This is a genomic window from Superficieibacter sp. BNK-5, assembly GCF_047456055.1.
Classification (GTDB): domain Bacteria; phylum Pseudomonadota; class Gammaproteobacteria; order Enterobacterales; family Enterobacteriaceae; genus Superficieibacter.
This window is the reverse complement of record NZ_CP179893.1, coordinates 4,423,000-4,440,782: the sequence shown is the minus strand read 5'-3', so window position 1 is coordinate 4,440,782 and position 17,783 is coordinate 4,423,000. Positions and strand designations below refer to the sequence as shown.

Here is a 17,783-nt window from a genome sequence, read left to right as displayed (position 1 = left end):
AAAACGGTTCACCGACAACAGCACTTATATTCCGGGAGCGAAAATGTTCAGGCTGGAAGATTTGACTCTGTTTGTGCGCGCCGCAGCGCTGAACAGCTTTAGTGAGGCGGCACGCGAGGCGGGACTGCCTCCGGCGCAGGTCAGTTCAGCCATCAAACGGCTGGAAAAAGCGTTAACTATCCGCCTCTTTGCGCGTTCAACGCGCAGCCTGCGGCTGACGGTGGAAGGGGAGAGCTGGCTGCCTTACGCCACGCAGATGCTGGAGACGATGCATGCCGGGCTGCAAAAAATTCAGACGCCCGATGACGACGTGCGCGGCACGCTGCAAATCGCGGTGCCGTCGGACCTGGGACGTCATCTCCTGCTTTCCGTATTTCGCGATTTTCGCCGGCAGCACCCCGCGTTGCGCCTGCGGCTTCTTTTCTCCGACCAGATTGCCGATGTGTTTAAGGATCCGGTCGATATTGCGTTTCGCTACGGCGCTAACGGCGACGCCTCCTATATTGCGTTGCCGGTTGCGCCCGACAACCGCCGCGTGCTGGTGGCTTCGCCGGAATGGCTACGCCAGCATGGAGAACCGCGTTCGCTGTCCGAACTGACGCAGCATAATGCGCTCACCTTTATGCTGCGCGGCAAATTACACGATCGCTGGACGTTACTGAAAGACGGGGAAATTCATGAGGTCAATGTCTCTGGCGCTATCATGAGCGATGACGCTGAAGTCATCCGTCGCCTGGCGATAGCGGGTGAGGGGATTGCCTATAAATCCTGGCTGGATGTCAGTGATGATGTGAATGCGGGGCGCTTACAGCCGATCCTGACGCAGTATCAGGGCGAGAGCGTGCCATTGAATATGATTTGTCCGCACCGCCAGCAGCTTTCCCCCGCCGTGCGCCTGCTGTATGACGCGGTGAAAGCGCGATGCGCGAGCGTCCAGGCTAGCTTCGCTGCACAATCGCGTTGTAATTAAATCGCTGGTAATGATAGCGGCTGGTGCAGTATTCAAACGGCTGGCCGTCGTTCAGATAGGTCACCGACAGCGTCACGCTCACCGGTTCATTGACCTGGAGCTTAAGCCATTCCCGCGCTTCTTCATCGCTGGGCAGCGAGTAAAACTGCGTGTGGGAGCTACAGGGGATCTTCTTCAGCGATTGTTCAACAAATTGATACACCGATCCCAGCGCATCCTGGCGGGTAAATGCCGGCAGGATCTTGACCGGTATCCATGTCTCTTCAATGGATAACGGCTCCTGACCCACATAGCGCACCCGCCTGAAATGCCAGGCGTAATGCCCTTCCGCCATCGCCAGCGGCGAAGCGATTTCCGCAGGCGGGACGGCGATATCAAAATGCAGCAGGTGGCTATGCACCTCCTCTCCCTGCGCCCCCAGCCGACGGCTGACGCCCTGAATAGGTAAGGTATGCGACACCTGTTGAGGGGAGGCCGTTTTGACGATGGTCCCCAGCCCGCGTTGCCGGGTAATAAACCCTTCATTGACCAGAATATCCAGCGCGTTATTCAGGGTGATTTTACTGCAGGCGAACTCGTCGCATAGCTGATGTCCGTAGGGGATCTTCTCGCCCGCAATATATTCACCATTTTGAATTCTTTCTTTAATTATATTTGATATCTGAATATATCTACGCAAAACGACTCTCCTTTATCGTCAATGACCCAATTATATCCTGCCGGGCAAAACATTATCCAGATCTCATTTATTTTAAAAGTAGTCTACTTTTAAAATAAAAACCTTGATTTTATGGGTGCTGCCGTTTCATTCTACTCCCGCCGATGATAGTGCTGTTTAATTATAAATATGACTTATTGATTACATTAAATAATTCTTGGTGTGAATATTTAAATCGGACCCATCGAGGAAAAATAATGAAAGAGCTATTTTTAAAGAAAACCCTCGCGATGGCGCAGTGGATGGCGTCGCAAATTCACCTCCGCACCATGCGTGATGCATTTATTATGCTTATTCCCTTCCTGGTGTTAGCGGGAATGATGATATTGGTTAACAATGTTATTATAAATCCGGGCGGCATTCTTTCCGGCTTTATTGCCGATGCCACGCTGGCGGCCTGGCAGGAGATGGGCAATAAAGTGGTTAACGGCACCATGAATATCCTCGGGATGCTCATTGGCATTATTTTCAGCTACAACCTGGCGCGCAACCGGCAGTTTGCCAATCCGCTGATGGCCGCGCTGGTCACCGTGAGCTGCCTTTTTGTGCTGATGCCCGTACTGAACGGTTTCACGCCGGAAGGCGCGGATGCGGAGGTTATAATCAAAGGCGCTGCGCCCTATGCGCTGCTGGGGACCAGCGGCACCTTCGTTTCCCTGCTGTGCGGCGGCCTGGCGACGGAAATTTTTACCCGGATCTGTAAAAACAAACATCTGCAAATTCGTCTTGAAGGGAATGTGCCGCCGGCGGTTATTCAGTCCTTTAACACACTGTTTGCCGTGATGATCACCGTGTTGCTGTTTGCGCTCGCCTCCTGCCTGATCGTGGCTTTTTTCGGCATGGAACTGCATGAGATCATCAATAACATGATCCAGGCACCGCTGTTGGGGCTGGCGACGAACCTGCCGGCCTATATTCTGATCGATATTATTAATAACTTCGTCTTTTCTATGGGCATCAACCCCGGCGGCATCACCGGCGCGATTATGGAAGCGCCGATTATGGTGGCGACCCAGCAGAATATGGACGCGTGGGCAGCCGGTAAAGAAATCCCGAATATCATCGTGCGTCCGTTCTGTGATTTATACGGACGTATGGGCGGCACCGGGATGACATTGTGCCTGATCATCGCGGTATTTCTCAGGAGCAAGCGTCAGGAGCTGCGTTCCTTTTCGCGTACGGTCATCCCAACGACAATCTTTAATATTAACGAACCGGTCATCTTTGGCTTCCCGATTATTTTCAACCCGATATTGATGATCCCTTTTACCTTTATTCCCTCAATACTTTACGTCATCGCCTATTATGCTACCGCGCTGGGATGGGTTTCGAAAATCGTGGTCTATATTCCCTGGTCTGTACCGCCGCTCATTTCCGGCTATCTGGCCAGCGGCGGCGATTACCGCAATGTCATTTTGCAGCTTATTTTACTGGTGCTGGGGGTTCTGCTCTATATGCCTTTCCTGATGCTGTATGAAAAGATGCTGACAATGCAGGAAACGGCGGCCTCAAAATAATCATTAAGGACAGAAAAAAATGAAAAAAATACTGCTTATTTGCAACGAAGGAATGTCTACCGGCTTCTTATGCAACAAGATGAATGACTATGCGCAACAGCAGGGGCTGGATATCCACGCGTGGGCGATACCCGAATCGGCGCTGGAAGGGCAGTACCGTGAAGCGAATATTGTCCTGCTGGGGCCGCAGATCGGCTATTTGAAGGAGTCTATCTGTAAACGCGTGCAGGATACGCTGCCCGTCTCGGTGATTAGCCCAATCGATTTTGGCCGCATTAATGCGCAGGCGGTGGTTGAACAGGCGCTGGCATTGATCAACGAAAAATAAGGACAGGTTATGGGCAGCGGAACGTTACTGCAAAAAATCACCGATATTTCGCAGAAAATGGCCTCGGAAGTTCATCTGCGAAGTCTGCGTGACAGCTTTATCATCACCGTGCCATTCCTGGTGCTGGCCGGTCTGTTTATCATGGTGAACTATGTTTTCCTCGATCCGAACGGTTTTCTTGCCTCGACGTTGACCAGCGACACGCTTACCTCATTGAAAAGCGTCGGCGATCGGATCCTCAACGGCACGATGAACATTTTGTCGTTGATGCTGGTGGTATTGATTTCCTGGAGTATCGCCACGAAACGTAAATTCGCCACGCCGGTGATACCGGCGATGGTATCGCTGGCGGCGTTCCTGGTGCTGATGCCCAATAACCTTTCGTTCACCCCCGTTGGCAGTGAAACGGCGGTGGAGGTCAGCGGGGTTATCTCTTTTGGCCTCACCAATGCGGGCGGGGTATTTGTGGCGATCCTGACCGCGGTGGTGGCAACCGATCTTTTTTTGTGGATTTCCAACAGCAGCCGACTGCAAATTCACCTCGGCGATGAAGTTCCGCCGATGGTGGCACAGTCGTTTCAGTCGATGTTCTCCATCATGCTCACCGTGCTGGCCTTTGCGATAGTGGCAGTGGCGGTGCACGCTATTTTCCATATGGAGGTGCACGAGATCATTCAGAAAGCGATTCAGGCACCGCTGGTCCATTTAACGACCAATCTGCCCGGTTTTCTGACCCTGACCACCTTAACCAATTTGCTGTTTTCGCTGGGCATCCATCCCTCCGGCATTATCAACCCGATCCTCGAACCGCCGTTGCTGGTGGCGATGCAGGAAAACATGGCCGCCTTTGCGAAGGGGGAGGTGCCGCCGCATATCATCGTCCTGCCGTTTCGCGATCTCTATGGGCATATGGGCGGAACGGGCACCACGCTGGCGCTGCTGATTGCGTTGTTCCTGCGCAGTAAAATGTCGAGCCATAAGAAATTTGCCAGAACGGTGCTGGCACCGGGGATCTTTAACATCAACGAGCCGGTGATTTTTGGTTTTCCGGTGTTGTATAACCCGCTGATCATGATCCCGTTCGTCATCTATCCGCAGATTAATTTTATCATCGCCTATTTTGCGACCCAGTGGGGAATGGTGTCGAAAATTGTTGCCTACGTACCCTGGTCGGTGCCGCCGCTGCTCTCCGGCTGGCTGGGTTCCGGTGGCGATTTCCGCAACGTCATTCTGCAAATCATCCTGCTGGCGCTGGGCGTGGCGATTTACCTGCCGTTTCTCGCCGCCTATGAAAAATCATTGATTAGCGCAAAAAATCAGAAACTGGTCAATGAGATAGCCGGGACGGCAAGCGCTGAGCCTGTCGCACCCGATCCCAAAACGCAGCAGGCGAAAACCATTATCCTGATGTGCAATGAAGGGATGTCCACCTCCATCATGGCGAGAAAAATGAGCCAGTTCGCGCAATCGGCGGGCTATCCGCTCACCATTTATGCCATCAACGTGGGTCGCCTTCAGGAAGAGTACCAAAAAGCCGACCTCATCCTGTTGGGGCCGCAGTTAGGCTACATGCGCGAAAGCATTGGTGAAGAAATTAACCACCGCTGCCCGGTGCAACCGCTGGACGCGGGCTATTTCAGCAAGCTGGACGGAAAAGCCGCAGTGCTTGCTGCATTGCCGTATTTAAACAGTTAAGGAGAACGACCGTGATTTATAGTGCATTCATTGGCTTTGGCAAAAGCGCCACCCGTTACCATCTGCCTTACGTCTTAACCCGGAAAGAGAAATTCACCGTCAAACGCATCTTTGACGTGGTGCGCAATCCGCAGCGCGAGAGCCTGCCGGAGTATGAGGGCATCGCCTTTGCCGATAAGGTAGATGAGATCCTTAACGATCCGCAAATCACTCTGGTGACCATTTGCACCCGGCCGGACAGCCACTATCACTATGCGAAGCTGTGCCTGGAACATGGGAAAAACGTGCTGGTGGAAAAACCCTTTACCACCACCCTCGACGAAGCGAAGACGCTGTTTGCGCTGGCGAAGGAAAAAGGCTTACTGGTGTCGCCCTTCCAGAACCGCCGTTTTGACAGCTGCTTTTTGACCATGAAACAGGCCATCGACAGCGGCAAGCTCGGCGATATTGTTGAGGTTGAAAGCCACTTCGACTACTTCCGCCCCGAGGCCGACCTTCAGCCGGGCGGCGCGTTCGACGGCGCGTTTTACGGTCTCGGCGTGCATACGCTGGATCAGATCCTGTCGCTGTTTGGTCGTCCGCAGCAGGTGGCTTATCATTTGCGTCACCTGCGCCAGAAGGCCAACCCGGATGATACCTTCGAAGCGCAACTGTTTTACGGCGACGTAAAAGCCATCATCAAAACCAGTCATCTGGTCAAAGTGCCGTACCCGAAATTCCTTGTCCACGGCACCAAAGGCAGCTTCGTGCGCTATCAAATCGACCAGCAGGAGACCAGCCTGAAGGCGGGCATTATGCCGGATCACCCGGACTTCGCGGCGGACAGCCAGTACGCGCTGCTGGAATATGTCGATGAACAGGGCGAGACGCATACCGAACATTTGCCGGCGGTAAAAGGCGATTATGGCCGCGTCTACGATGCGCTGTACGAGACATTGACTAACGGTGCCGCGAATTATGTCAGTGAAGTTGAGGCGCTGACCAATCTGGAGATCCTCGAAACTGCCTTCCGCCAGCCATCGCCTTCGCTGGTGACGCTTTCTTAAGGAGAAGAATATGCAGCGTATTTTAAACTGTCGCACCAGCGACTTTACCAAGCACGCCAGCAGCGGAGAGTTGAGGCAGGCGATTATCGCCTCAGAAGGGCGAACGATCATGGCGGAAGTGGCCGCCGGTGCCGCGCCCTTGTACGGCGAAGTCACTAACGGCGAGCTGCTGTGCGCATTCGGCGCGGACCTGCTGCTTTTGAAAGGTATGGATTGCCGCACTCAGGCTATTCAGGGCTGCCGCGACCTTCAGCATTTTAAGCAACTCACTGGCCGGATGGTGGGCGTCAGTCTGGAAGTGCTGGCGGATGAAGCGGAGGATAATCCGCGCGCCTGCAATCTGGCGAACGTTGCTCAGGTTGCCAGCGCCGATTTCTTCTGTCTGACGGCGTATGACAAACCTGGGGTCAGCGCGCAACGCGTTTGCCACGCGTTAAAACAGGTGCGGGCGCAGACGGATAAAATGATCCTTGTCGCTAAGTTTTACGCGGCAGGGCTGGCCCCGGCAGAAGAATATGCCAGCTACATCACGGCAGGTGCCGACGGCGTGGTGGTTCCGGCACCGGCAAGCTGCCGCGGCGCATCTGAGTTACAGGTTGAGGCAGCGCTCTCAGCGATTCGTCAGGCGGGTGGGGTAGCCATCACCACGATCAGCAGCAGCCAGGAGGGGGCGGATGAGGAGACCATCCGCCAGATTGGCCTTGCCAGCAAACGCTGCGGGGCGGATCTGTTTAACTTTGGCGATGCTGGCGTCGCGGGGATGGCCGATCCGCAGGCGGTTTATACCCTGTCGATGGCGGTGCGAGGGCGCAGGCACACGTGGGTAAGGATGGCCGCGTCGCTGGCCCGGTAATGCTCAGCAGTAGCGCCGCAGCGCAGGCGCTACTATTCATCTGAAGCGTATAGCTTTTCCCGTAAGCATCACCCATAATTTTTACTACAGACAGCTTGCTCTGTTTAGCAATGAGGAGTGATGACCACCATGAAAACGTGTTTGCTGATGGGGACACTGGCTTTCGCCTGGGGCGTTAGCGCGTTTCCCGCCGTTGCCTCTGACACGGCAACACTGACCATTAATGGGCGCGTCAGCACGCCAACCTGTCGTTCAGAAGTCAGCAACAATCATTTGCAGCAGCGCTGCGGCAATTCAACCCAACTGACAACGCTTACCGGATCTCCGGTTTCGTCTGCCAGGGGAGTGATGACCGAGATTGTTTCCCTACCTGGCGATGCCACCCGCCACATTATTTTAAACCGTTACGAATAATTCTCCGCTAATTCCTGATGCCGATATTATTTTTATGAATAATATCGGCATTACTAATTCATGCAGTAGGTCTTTATCGTTATTTTCCCGGAAAATAAATTCACCGCGCAAATACACATTAGAGTGTCTTATTTGTTAGGATTATAATGCGTTGTGTAAATTGTTTTAAATCAATAAAACATAGTGTTTACATTGTAGTAACTTCTTTAATGTGAGAAATTTGTTTCAAGGATTTAACATCTCTTATAAAACTGAAACTTAATTATTAAAAAGGAAGTGACTATGAAACATTCATTCATTGCTGTCTCTGTATTGTCTTCTGTTCTGATGAGCGCCGGGGCGTATGCTGCTAATGAAGATGCAGGTATTCTTGAAATTACGGGTAAAGTGGTAGGTACAACCTGTGCATTTGTCGGAGGAAGTGAAGCTGAAATTAACCTGAACGAAATTGGTGCTGATAAACTGCAAACGTTGAATCCAGGCGAGGTTTATACCGGCTTAGAGGCGAATACGCCCGTTCCGCTAAAAGTAAAATGCGCTAATGGGCAAGCACCCACCATTAGTTTCTCCACCACTCAATTTGATAGCAAAGACGTGGCGTTAAATAACGGTTCTGCAAAAGGCGTCGGTTTTGCTGTTTATTATGGTGATACTAAAACACAAGTTGATCCACAGAAAGGAGTAAAACTACAAGCGGACGAAAAAGGCGAATATACCCTTAACTTCCTCGCCCGTTATGCGCGTGCAGAAGGCACCGTTGTGCCTGGTGACGTTAAGTCAACATTAACCATGACGGTCGTTACTGATTAATATCGCTTTACCGGCGGCGGCTGCCGCCGGTTATTTCTCTGCGCAAGGCCTTATTCTATGAAAAGATTAGCGATATTATTATTCTCTGCCATGATCCTGCCCGCTCAGGCTGGCATTGTGATTTACGGCACTCGCGTTATTTATCCGGCAGAGAAAAAAGAAATTACCGTGCAGCTGATGAACGAGGGTAAACAAACTTCGCTGGTACAGGCGTGGATTGACGATGGGAATACCTCACTGCCACCGGAAAAGATCCAGGTTCCCTTTATGCTGACGCCACCCGTTTCGCGGGTCGCCGGAGCATCCGGTCAGCAGCTTAAAATTAAAAAAATGACCAATGCGTTACCGGCAGATCGGGAAACCTTATTTTTTCTCAACGTTCTGGATATCCCGCCAAACAATCCAGAGAATACGGATAAAAACGTTCTTAAATTTGCCATGCAGAATCGGCTAAAGTTTATCTGGCGACCGGCTAAGATTGCGCCAGTCAATAAAGAATCACTGCGTAAAATTGGCATCACGAGAAACGGCAATAGCGCTACCATGAAAAATGACAGCGCTAACTGGATTACCGTTTCGGATGTTCATGCCAGCGGCATAAAAATAAATAACCAAAGTATTATGCTGGCCCCATTATCCAGCCAGGCGGTGACGCTAAAAAATGCGCATGCCCGGTATTATGACATCACGATTATTGATGATTTCGGTAATTATATTAGCGATAAAGTCACTGTAAAATAACAGGAGCTGAATATGCCACGGACGCTGCCTCGTGCTTCAGCGATAATAATACTGCTGCTGACTTACCCGGACAGCGTAATCGCAGAAGAAACTTTCGATACCCATTTTATGATGGGCGGCATGAAAGACCAGAAACTGTCAAATTTCCACATTGACGATAAAAAACCTATGCCTGGCGATTATGAATTAGACATTTATGTCAACAAGCAGTGGCGTGGCAAATATGACATAGCTGTCGATGAGGAGCCGGACAATACCTGCATTGCTTATGCCATGCTGAGCAAACTCGGGATTAGCACGCAGGGGCTGGCGCAAAAAAAGCCCGCCGACTGTCTGGCATTAAAAACCGTGCTAAGAGGTGGAAGTTATTCTTTTGACATCGGTACCTTCCGACTGGATTTAGTGGTTCCACAGGCATTTGTGAATGAGGTTGAAGCGGGCTACGTATCACCTGAAAACTGGGATCGCGGGATTAACGCCTTTTATACGTCGTACTACCTCAGCCAGTATTTCAGTGATTATAAACATGCGGGCAATAATAAAAGTACCTATGCCCGTTTTAGCAGCGGCGTAAATCTGCTGGGCTGGCAGCTTCATTCTGACGCCAGTTATAACAAAACCGACGACAGTCGCGGAGAATGGAAAAGCAACACGCTTTATCTGGAGCGTGGCATCGGCTCCATGCTGGCGACGCTACGCGCCGGGGAGATGTATACGTCTGCGGATATGTTTGACGCGGTACGTTTTCGCGGGGTACGGATCTATCGCGATATGCAAATGTTGCCTGAGTCAAAGCAAAATTTTACCCCGCTGGTGCAGGGGATAGCCCGCAGTAACGCGCTTGTAACCATTGAGCAGAATAATTTTATCGTTTATCAGAAAGAAGTGCCGCCGGGACCTTTTTCCATCGCCGATCTGCAACTGGCGGGCGGCGGCGCGGATCTGGATGTTACCGTTAAGGAAGCCGATGGATCAGTCACCCGTTATCTGGTGCCGTTTGCGGCGGTGCCAAATATGCTGCAACCCGGTGTAGCAAAATATGATGTAGTCGCTGGTCGCAGTGCGATTGAAGGTGCCAGTAACCAGGCTGATTTCGCTCAGCTCAGCTACCAGTATGGTGTGAATAACGTGCTGACGCTTTATGGCGGCACGATGCTGTCTGATGATTATTACGCGTTTACCCTGGGCACCGGCTGGAATACCCGCCTTGGGGCTATTTCTGTCGATGCTACGCGATCCCATAGTAAGCAGGATAATGGCGATGTTTTTGACGGTCAAAGTTATCAGATTGCCTATAACAAATATCTGACGCAAACCGCCACCCGTTTTGGCCTGGCGGCGTATCGCTACTCGTCACGGAATTATCGCACCTTTAACGATCATGTCTGGGCGAATAATAAACGTGAATACAAGCGGGATGAGAACGATATTTATGATATTGGCGATTACTACCAGAACGACTTCGGGCGTAAAAACAGCTTTTCCGCCAACGTGAGCCAGTCATTGCCGGAGGGCTGGGGATCGCTGGCCCTCAGCAGCCTGTGGCGCGACTACTGGGGACGTAGCGGCAGCAGTAAGGATTACCAGTTGAGCTATTCTAACCGCTGGCGGCAGGTCGGCTATACCGTTTCGGCGAGTCAGACCTATGACGACAATCACCGCGAAGATAAACGGTTTAACCTCTTTTTCTCGGTTCCGTTCGACTGGGGAGACGGTGTTATCACACCACGTCGCCATGTGAATTTATCAAACTCGACGCTGTTTGATGATAAGGGTTTTGCCTCGAACAATACCGGGCTGACCGGAATGCTGGGACAGCGCGATCAGTTTAATTATGGCGTCAACGTCAGCCATCAGCGGCAACGCAGTGAAACCACCGCCGGGACTAACCTGACGTGGAATACACCTTTCGCGACGCTCAACGGTAGTTACAGTCAGTCGTCCGAATACACGCAAAGCGGGGCCAGTCTCTCGGGCGGCGTAGTGGCCTGGTCTGGCGGCGTGAATCTGGCTAACCAACTCTCGGAGACCTTTGCGGTAATGCAGGCTCCGGGTCTGGAAGGGGCGTGGGTCAACGGGCAAAAATACCGCACGACCGATAAAAAAGGCACGGTGGTTTATGACAACCTGACGCCGTATCGGGAAAACCCTTTAATGCTTGATACCTCGCAGAGCGAAAGTGAGACGGAATTACGCGGCAACCGCAAAGTGGTGGCCCCTTACCGTGGGGCGGTCATGCAGGTGCAATTTGCCACCGACCGACGCAAGCCGTGGTTTATCAGAGCGCTGCGCAGGGATGGTTCACCGCTGGCTTTTGGTTACGAGGTGGAAGATGAACATGGTCACAACATCGGCGTCGTGGGTCAGGGAAGCCAGCTTTTTATTCGCACCAATGACGTGCCGCCGGTCATTTACGTGGCGACAGGACAACCACAGCAAAATAAATGCGCCATCACTTTCGACAATAAGATTGATGAAAGCCACGTGTATATCTGCCAGTAGGAGTTGAGGATAACCTAATGAAAAGAAAAATTATTCTGGCACTCGGGCTGTGGTGCTGCATGGGCTATTCCTGGGGCAGCTGTCAGCTAACCAGTGCCGCGTTGGATCATACCGGTACCATCACCCTGAATGAAATGTTCCCGGTCACCGGGCAGGAGACGCAGAGTGTGCCGGCCACCTTTTCCGGCATAAAGTGCAGCTCAGATAATGACGTTATTTCCTATATGTCGCTGGCGACCAGCAAACAAATTGGTCCATTCGGCAACGGAGAAATCCTGAAAATCACCGTCACGGTACCCCAGGCGTCTGAGAAAGTGGGGACAACGCAGATGACCGAAAAGGCCGTTAATTATACCGTTAAAATTGCCCATGATTCTTACGATCCGTCGGGCACTGGCGCGGCATTTGTCACCGTACCCGGCGTAATGGCGGCGAATACCGGGGGTAACTCGAATATTTTAATCAACCTGGCATTGGCGGCTTGTAAAGGCATCGGTTGGTCGGGTTGCGTTGACTACATAACCAAAACGCTTAAAGGCGATACCTACATAGAAAACCTTACCATCCACTATAACCCGAAGAAAACGACCTGTAAGGCAAAGGATTTAACCATGACGCTGCCGGGTATCGCGCTCTCAGAACTTCCCGCCTCGGGGAAAGCCACGGCCAGAAGCACGACAGGGAATATTGAACTGCAATGCGACAACCTGTTTGGCGCCAGTAAACAAACCTCGCGAAAAATGGCGGTTTATCTTTCCAGCAGCGATTTAGCCAGCGGAAGCAGTTCAATATTAAAAGGGGATGCAAATAATGGGGTGGGTTTTGTGCTGGAGCATAATAATAAAATCGTCAATATTTCTGCGGTAGAAGGTAACTCTGCCAGTGCGGATAATTTGTGGAGTATTAATAAGGCGGGTGCCATCAGCAATGCGCAGGTCACTATTCCGTTGACCGCCAGCTATTATGTTTATGATCGAAACAAAGTGAAACCCGGTGGGCTGAAGGCGACGGCATTAATTCATGTGAGATATGATTAAATCAGCATAAAACCGGGTGAACCGTATCCACCCGGTTTTATTGCCGCTATCCTCAGTGCTTCACCTGCGTGGCAAAATGATACACCCTCATGCCATTACTCTTCCGTCGCAGGCCGCGGCGCGGGCTGTTCCAGGATCATGGTCTGCGTCTGGCTCAGGGTAATCCCCTCATTACGCAGCATTTTCAAAATCTCGTACAGCAGGTCACTGCGGGTGGCGCTCACCATACGCGGGCTATTCACGTAACCAGTGACGCTTAATACGATCCCGGTCGGCCCCAGTTCTTTAAAGCTCACCGATGGCGACGGCGTCTCCAGCACTGACTCATGCAAGTTGTAGGCTTCCAGCAGTAAATTACGCACCTTCTCCGGATCGATATCCAGCGGGAAGGTGAGGGTGATGGTGGCGACGCCCTGCGCGTTCCCCATCGTGGCGTTACGCACGTTCTGGGAGATGAGCTGGGAGTTCGGCACAATCACCGTGGACTTATCGCCGAGCTGGATTTCCGTGGCGCGCACGTTTATCCGCCGGATATCGCCTTCCACCCCGCTGATACTGACCAGATCGCCCACTTTAACCGGGCGCTCCGTTAACAGGATCAGCCCGGAAATAAAGTTCTTCACAATTTCCTGGAGACCAAAACCGATCCCCACCGACAGGGCGCTGACAATCCACGCCAGCTTATTCCACTCAATGCCGAGCATCGAGAGCGTCAGCATAATAATCAGCACGTAACCTACGTTGGTAAACAGCGTCACCAGCGACGCGCGCATACCACGGTCCATCATGGTTTTAGGCAGGAAATCATTATCCAGCCAGCGGCGCGATGAGCGCAGCACGTACCAGCCAATCACCAGGCACAGCACGGCGTTAACCGCATGGGCCGGGATAATATTCATCCCCTCAAGCCCTTTGCCGCCCCAGATATCGGCAATTTTAGTCAGCAGCTCCAGCGGTGTGGTCGTGCCAAACGTGCCGTTGAGCAGGGCGACGGCAGCCATCAGCAACAGGCTGCTTTTGCCGAGGGCCGAGAACAGGGTGGAGGCCAGAGAGAGATGGCGATCGTTCAGGCTAAGCGTGCTTTTAAGGATTTTGCCGCTGTGCGTTGAGGGGGAAAACACGCTTTCGCACAGATCCACCACAAAATGAATCAGCAGATACAGCGAGCTGACCACCAGACCAATCCACAGCAGTTCGAAGGTGACAAAACGCGCCAGCGGAATATAGCCGATCAGCAGCGCCAGCAGGATCACAAAGGCGGTAAGGCTTATCAGCAGGTGAATCAGCCCCGCCAGGGTGGAGCGCGCTTCGGTTTGTTCTCCTTCGGCACGCATCGTCCGCCGCATCCGGTTAACCCGTATCGGGGCTACGAGGCAGTTAATCGCCACCAGCAGCGCCGACAGACCATTGCCAAACAGCGTAGCATCAATGCTGGCACCGATCAGACCGTTGAGCTGTTCGACAATGCCAAAAATGAAGATAAAGGTTGCCAGCAGAACGGGGAACGAGGCCAGCGTTTTGGCAAGCGGATCGGCAATGCCCGGCAGACGCCAGGAGGGGTGACGATTTGACAGCAGCGCGATCCCCAGTCCGGCGATCACTGCCGAAAAATAGGTAAGGCCAATCATCAGCTCGGCAAACTCATTCACCGGCTGCGTGGTATCCGGCAGGCGGGTGAAGATATAACACAGCAACTGCATGCTGATCCCAAGGGTCAGCGTGGTACTTAAGGTCGTAAATAAGGCGAGGAAACTGCGGCGAAAACGCCCCTGTGGCAGCCAGCGCGGCAGGATCCAGTTAATCGGCCTGTCCAGCACGCGGCGGCCAGCCAGACCAATCGCCAGCGCCAGCAGCAGTAAAAAGCCGCTGCCGATGCGCCATTCATCATCCCATGCCTGACTCCATGCGCTATCCACCTGCGCACCGAACTCATCGAACCGCGCAGCGTCCTTTTCACTCGGGCTGGTGAGCGGCGTCCAGAATTTTGCGCCAAGAATACTGCCGGTGTTGAGGGCTATCTGCGTTTTCAGCGCATCGCGCCGCATCCCGGAAATTTGCGTCGAAAGATTTTGCGCGCCCACACCAATCGCTTTGGTTTGCTCAATCTGAGTGGTGAGCTGCGTTTTGTTGTTATTCAGTTTATTACGCTGGCTAATTACCTGCTGCGTTTCAGTCAGCGTGCCGGGAGCGGGTGCCGGACCTAACACGTCTAACTGTCCCTGGATCTGCGCCAGTTGAGGCGCCAGCGCGACGGCCAGTTTCTCTGCATCTGCGGCCAGTTTTTGCGCATCGTCATTCAGCGCGGTGAACTGCTTATCCGCTTTTGCCGTTGCCACCCGCTGCTTAAGCGAATCCAGCCGTTTTTGCAGCGCGGGCAGCGCCGTACTGGCGTTAACTTTCACCGGCTGCGGCTGCTCAACGTCGTTTTGACCCGTCGCCTCATCGGCCCAGGAGAAACACGGCATCATCAGACAGGACAACAGCGCCAACAGCAGCGGCACGCGAAATAGTTTTTGCATAGAAGGATCGTTCCACGAAATCGAAAGTAACAGGGCTTGAGCGCCTCGTGTAGAATACCTGTTATTCGCGATATGAATAGTACCGTTTGTCCGACTTCTGCATCATCGCCAGAGAAACCGCCCGCCCAATCCGCTTGTTTTTTAATCATTCTGGCGTATCCGTGCTTCCCGCAGGCAAAGTAATAATAATAAATGCAGGCGTGGCATGAATGATTTAGATGTTAATTATTATTTAAATATATAACAAGGTTGCGATATTGATATTAATCAATGAAACATATTATTAACATTGAGTTCCGATTTAAGATATGAGAATTTTATTGCAACCCATTTTTTACATTTTAAATCGTAATTATCACCCAATAACTATTACTGAGGTTAGTATTGGGAGGAGGAGATATGAATAATATTTTGATGATGGTTAAGCTCCGCGAGCTAATGGTTATCTTTATACACCGGCGTTCAATTCCGGAAAAGGCAGCGGATGCGTTGCGTTATTGTCAGGAATATATTCCTGCAAATAATGTATCCATTGGCGTTTACGGAGAATACCATGACATTATTGAGCAACTGCAATTTTTAGCGGATGAAGAAAACCATACCGCGCCGGATGATTTATTATCGTATGGCGGTGAAGTGATGATAAGTATTCTTATGCTGTATGAAAGACTCGGAGCCGCTATTGCGATTGAAGATTATGTTCAGCAGTCCAATCGCCTTAAATATCAGTAAATCCCGGACGCTGGCAGCGGCTGCCAGCGTCTCATGTAGCCGGACACAAAAGAGAGCAGGCGCACCGCATTTGCCGTTTACAAGCCTTTCCGCTGGCATTACTATCCCGGTCTGGGATTAGTGACCATCATTAATCGCACGTTTTGAATTTTCATGACTCGGGGTGCCCTTCCTGGTGAAGGCTGAGAAATACCCGTACCACCTGATCTGGATAATGCCAGCGTAGGGAAGTCTGACTCCTGTAAAGAAGTCCCTTCTTCACCGTCTGGCAGGAGCATAATTATGCAACCTGACCTGCACAGCCGCACGGCTACCGCCCACGCGTTACACCACTTTCGAACCCGTTCTCCGCTGGTTCATTGTATGACCAATGACGTTGTTCAAACTTTTACCGCTAATGTCCTGCTGGCGCTCGGTGCATCGCCAGCGATGGTCATTGACGCGCAGGAAGCCGCGCAGTTTGCGGCCATCGCTGACGCGCTGTTAATTAACGTCGGCACGCTGACCGAAGAGCGTGCGCAGGCGATGCGACTGGCGGTCCTCAGCGCCAGTGCGGCGCAAAAACCCTGGACGCTCGACCCGGTTGCCGTGGGCGGACTCACATTACGTAGCCGCTTTTGCCAGGAACTTTTAGCGCTGCGGCCTGCCGCAATACGCGGTAATGCCTCGGAGATCCTCGCGCTGGCGGGCATGAGCGCAGGCGGACGCGGCGTGGACACCACCGACACTGCCGCCGCCGCGTTGCCTGCCGCGCACACGCTTGCCAGAGAGGCCTCGACCATTGTGGCGGTCACCGGGGAAGTGGATTATGTCACCGACGGCAGCCGCACGCTGGCCATCGCCGGAGGCGATGCGCTCATGACGCGCGTGGTGGGCACCGGCTGCGCACTTTCAGCCGTGGTGGCCGCCAGTTGCGCTTTGCCCGGCGACAGGCTGGAAAACGTGGCTTCTGCCTGCGCTCTCATTAAGCAGGCCGGGATGACCGCCGCACAGCAAAGCGCCGGACCCGGCAGCTTTATCCCTGCCTTTCTCGACGCCCTGTGGACGCTGGACGCGGAGGTGCAGGCATGAAACGGATTAACGCACTCACCATCGCCGGCACCGATCCGAGCGGCGGCGCAGGCATTCAGGCAGATCTGAAAACCTTCTCCGCCCTTGGCGCATATGGTTGCTCGGTGATCACCGCGCTGGTCGCGCAAAATACCTGCGGCGTGCAGTCGGTTTATCGTATTGAGCCGGAGTTTGTTGCCGCACAGCTTGATTCGGTTTTCAGCGATGTCCGCATTGATACCACCAAAATCGGCATGCTGGCCGAGACGGATATCGTTGAGGCGGTGGCTGAGCGTCTGCAACGTTATCAGGTGCAGAGCGTGGTGCTGGACACGGTGATGCTGGCGAAAAGCGGCGATCCGCTATTGTCTACCGCCGCTGTTGACACCCTGCGCAGGCGCTTACTGCCCCACGTCTCTATTATTACCCCGAACCTGCCGGAAGCCGCCGCGCTGCTTGATGCACCCCACGCCCGCAATGAACGTGAAATGCTGGAGCAGGGGCGTGCGTTGCTGGCTACGGGCTGCGGCGCGGTGCTGATGAAGGGCGGTCATCTGGACGATGCCGACAGTCCGGACTGGCTGTTTACCCGCGACGGCGAGCAGCGCTTCAATGCGCCACGCATCGTGACCAAAAACACCCACGGAACAGGGTGCACGCTCTCGGCGGCGCTGGCCGCGCTGCGCCCGCGTCACAGCAACTGGGCGGATACGGTGAAGTACGCTAAGGAATGGCTCTCCGCCGCCCTGGCGCAGGCCGACTCGCTGGAGGTGGGGAAGGGTATTGGTCCGGTACATCATTTTCACGCGTGGTGGTAAAAGGAGTATACTTTCACCAGACCCGAAGCCTGG

The 17,783-nt window shown here is 52.9% G+C and carries 16 protein-coding genes and 1 riboswitch; of the genes, 14 read left to right on the top strand and 2 right to left on the bottom strand.

What is annotated here, in order from left to right:
• The first annotated feature begins 43 nt into the window (after positions 1–43).
• Positions 44–970: a LysR family transcriptional regulator gene (locus ACMGGS_RS21310; protein WP_414164276.1), complete on the top strand. Its 927-nt coding sequence runs from the start codon at positions 44–46 to the stop codon at positions 968–970.
• Here the strand turns inward: ACMGGS_RS21310 and ACMGGS_RS21305 are convergent.
• Positions 939–1,649: a GntR family transcriptional regulator gene (locus tag ACMGGS_RS21305; protein ID WP_414164275.1), complete on the bottom strand. Its 711-nt coding sequence runs from the start codon at positions 1,647–1,649 to the stop codon at positions 939–941. The two genes, ACMGGS_RS21310 and ACMGGS_RS21305, sit on opposite strands and share 32 nt — an antisense overlap.
• Positions 1,650–1,885: 236 nt before the next feature.
• Here ACMGGS_RS21305 and ACMGGS_RS21300 point away from each other — a divergent pair, with 236 nt between their 5' ends.
• From ACMGGS_RS21300 to ACMGGS_RS21255, 10 genes are all read left to right on the top strand, one after another.
• A complete protein-coding gene (locus ACMGGS_RS21300; RefSeq protein WP_414164274.1) occupies positions 1,886–3,205 on the top strand; it encodes a PTS sugar transporter subunit IIC in 1,320 nt (439 codons plus the stop codon).
• 19 nt (positions 3,206–3,224) lie between these two features.
• Positions 3,225–3,533 carry a PTS sugar transporter subunit IIB gene (locus ACMGGS_RS21295; protein ID WP_176919080.1) on the top strand — a complete coding sequence of 103 codons (309 nt, stop codon included), beginning with the start codon at positions 3,225–3,227 and terminating at the stop codon, positions 3,531–3,533.
• Between the two features lie 9 nt (positions 3,534–3,542).
• Positions 3,543–5,228, top strand: coding sequence for a PTS transporter subunit EIIC (locus ACMGGS_RS21290; protein ID WP_414164273.1), 1,686 nt, complete (start codon positions 3,543–3,545; stop codon positions 5,226–5,228).
• An 11-nt stretch (positions 5,229–5,239) separates the two neighbouring features.
• Positions 5,240–6,274, top strand: coding sequence for an oxidoreductase (locus tag ACMGGS_RS21285; protein ID WP_414164272.1), 1,035 nt, complete (start codon positions 5,240–5,242; stop codon positions 6,272–6,274).
• A gap of 10 nt (positions 6,275–6,284) precedes the next feature.
• On the top strand, positions 6,285–7,127 hold the full coding sequence (locus tag ACMGGS_RS21280; RefSeq protein ID WP_414164271.1) for a hypothetical protein: 843 nt from the start codon (positions 6,285–6,287) through the stop codon (positions 7,125–7,127).
• 129 nt (positions 7,128–7,256) lie between these two features.
• Positions 7,257–7,541, top strand: coding sequence for a DUF2574 family protein (locus ACMGGS_RS21275; protein WP_414164270.1), 285 nt, complete (start codon positions 7,257–7,259; stop codon positions 7,539–7,541).
• 282 nt (positions 7,542–7,823) lie between these two features.
• Entirely contained in the window at positions 7,824–8,351 is a 528-nt protein-coding gene (gene yehD, locus ACMGGS_RS21270) for a fimbrial protein YehD (RefSeq protein ID WP_414164269.1), read from the top strand.
• Positions 8,352–8,408: 57 nt separating this feature from the next.
• On the top strand, positions 8,409–9,092 hold the full coding sequence (locus ACMGGS_RS21265; protein ID WP_414164268.1) for a fimbria/pilus periplasmic chaperone: 684 nt from the start codon (positions 8,409–8,411) through the stop codon (positions 9,090–9,092).
• Between the two features lie 12 nt (positions 9,093–9,104).
• Complete coding sequence (locus ACMGGS_RS21260; RefSeq protein WP_414164267.1) at positions 9,105–11,594, top strand: fimbrial biogenesis outer membrane usher protein; 2,490 nt, start codon at positions 9,105–9,107, stop codon at positions 11,592–11,594.
• A 17-nt stretch (positions 11,595–11,611) separates the two neighbouring features.
• A complete protein-coding gene (locus ACMGGS_RS21255; RefSeq protein ID WP_414164266.1) occupies positions 11,612–12,631 on the top strand; it encodes a fimbrial protein in 1,020 nt (339 codons plus the stop codon).
• A gap of 95 nt (positions 12,632–12,726) precedes the next feature.
• Here the strand turns inward: ACMGGS_RS21255 and ACMGGS_RS21250 are convergent, their stop codons facing one another.
• Positions 12,727–15,150, bottom strand: a complete 2,424-nt coding sequence (locus ACMGGS_RS21250; RefSeq protein ID WP_414164265.1) for a DUF3772 domain-containing protein — start codon at positions 15,148–15,150, stop codon at positions 12,727–12,729.
• Between the two features lie 399 nt (positions 15,151–15,549).
• Between ACMGGS_RS21250 and ACMGGS_RS21245 the strand changes: the two genes are divergently transcribed.
• The 3 genes from ACMGGS_RS21245 to thiD all read left to right on the top strand — a co-directional run bounded on the left by ACMGGS_RS21245 (position 15,550) and on the right by thiD (position 17,750).
• On the top strand, positions 15,550–15,882 hold the full coding sequence (locus tag ACMGGS_RS21245; RefSeq protein ID WP_414164264.1) for a hypothetical protein: 333 nt from the start codon (positions 15,550–15,552) through the stop codon (positions 15,880–15,882).
• A gap of 149 nt (positions 15,883–16,031) precedes the next feature.
• A riboswitch (TPP riboswitch) is annotated at positions 16,032–16,128 on the top strand.
• Positions 16,129–16,164: 36 nt separating this feature from the next.
• Complete coding sequence (thiM, locus tag ACMGGS_RS21240) at positions 16,165–16,953, top strand: hydroxyethylthiazole kinase (protein ID WP_414164263.1); 789 nt, start codon at positions 16,165–16,167, stop codon at positions 16,951–16,953.
• The gene (gene thiD, locus ACMGGS_RS21235; RefSeq protein ID WP_414164262.1) at positions 16,950–17,750 is read left to right on the top strand and encodes a bifunctional hydroxymethylpyrimidine kinase/phosphomethylpyrimidine kinase; all 801 of its coding nucleotides are present in this window, start codon (positions 16,950–16,952) and stop codon (positions 17,748–17,750) included. The genes thiM and thiD overlap by 4 nt, the downstream gene beginning before the upstream one ends.
• Positions 17,751–17,783: the final 33 nt, after the last annotated feature.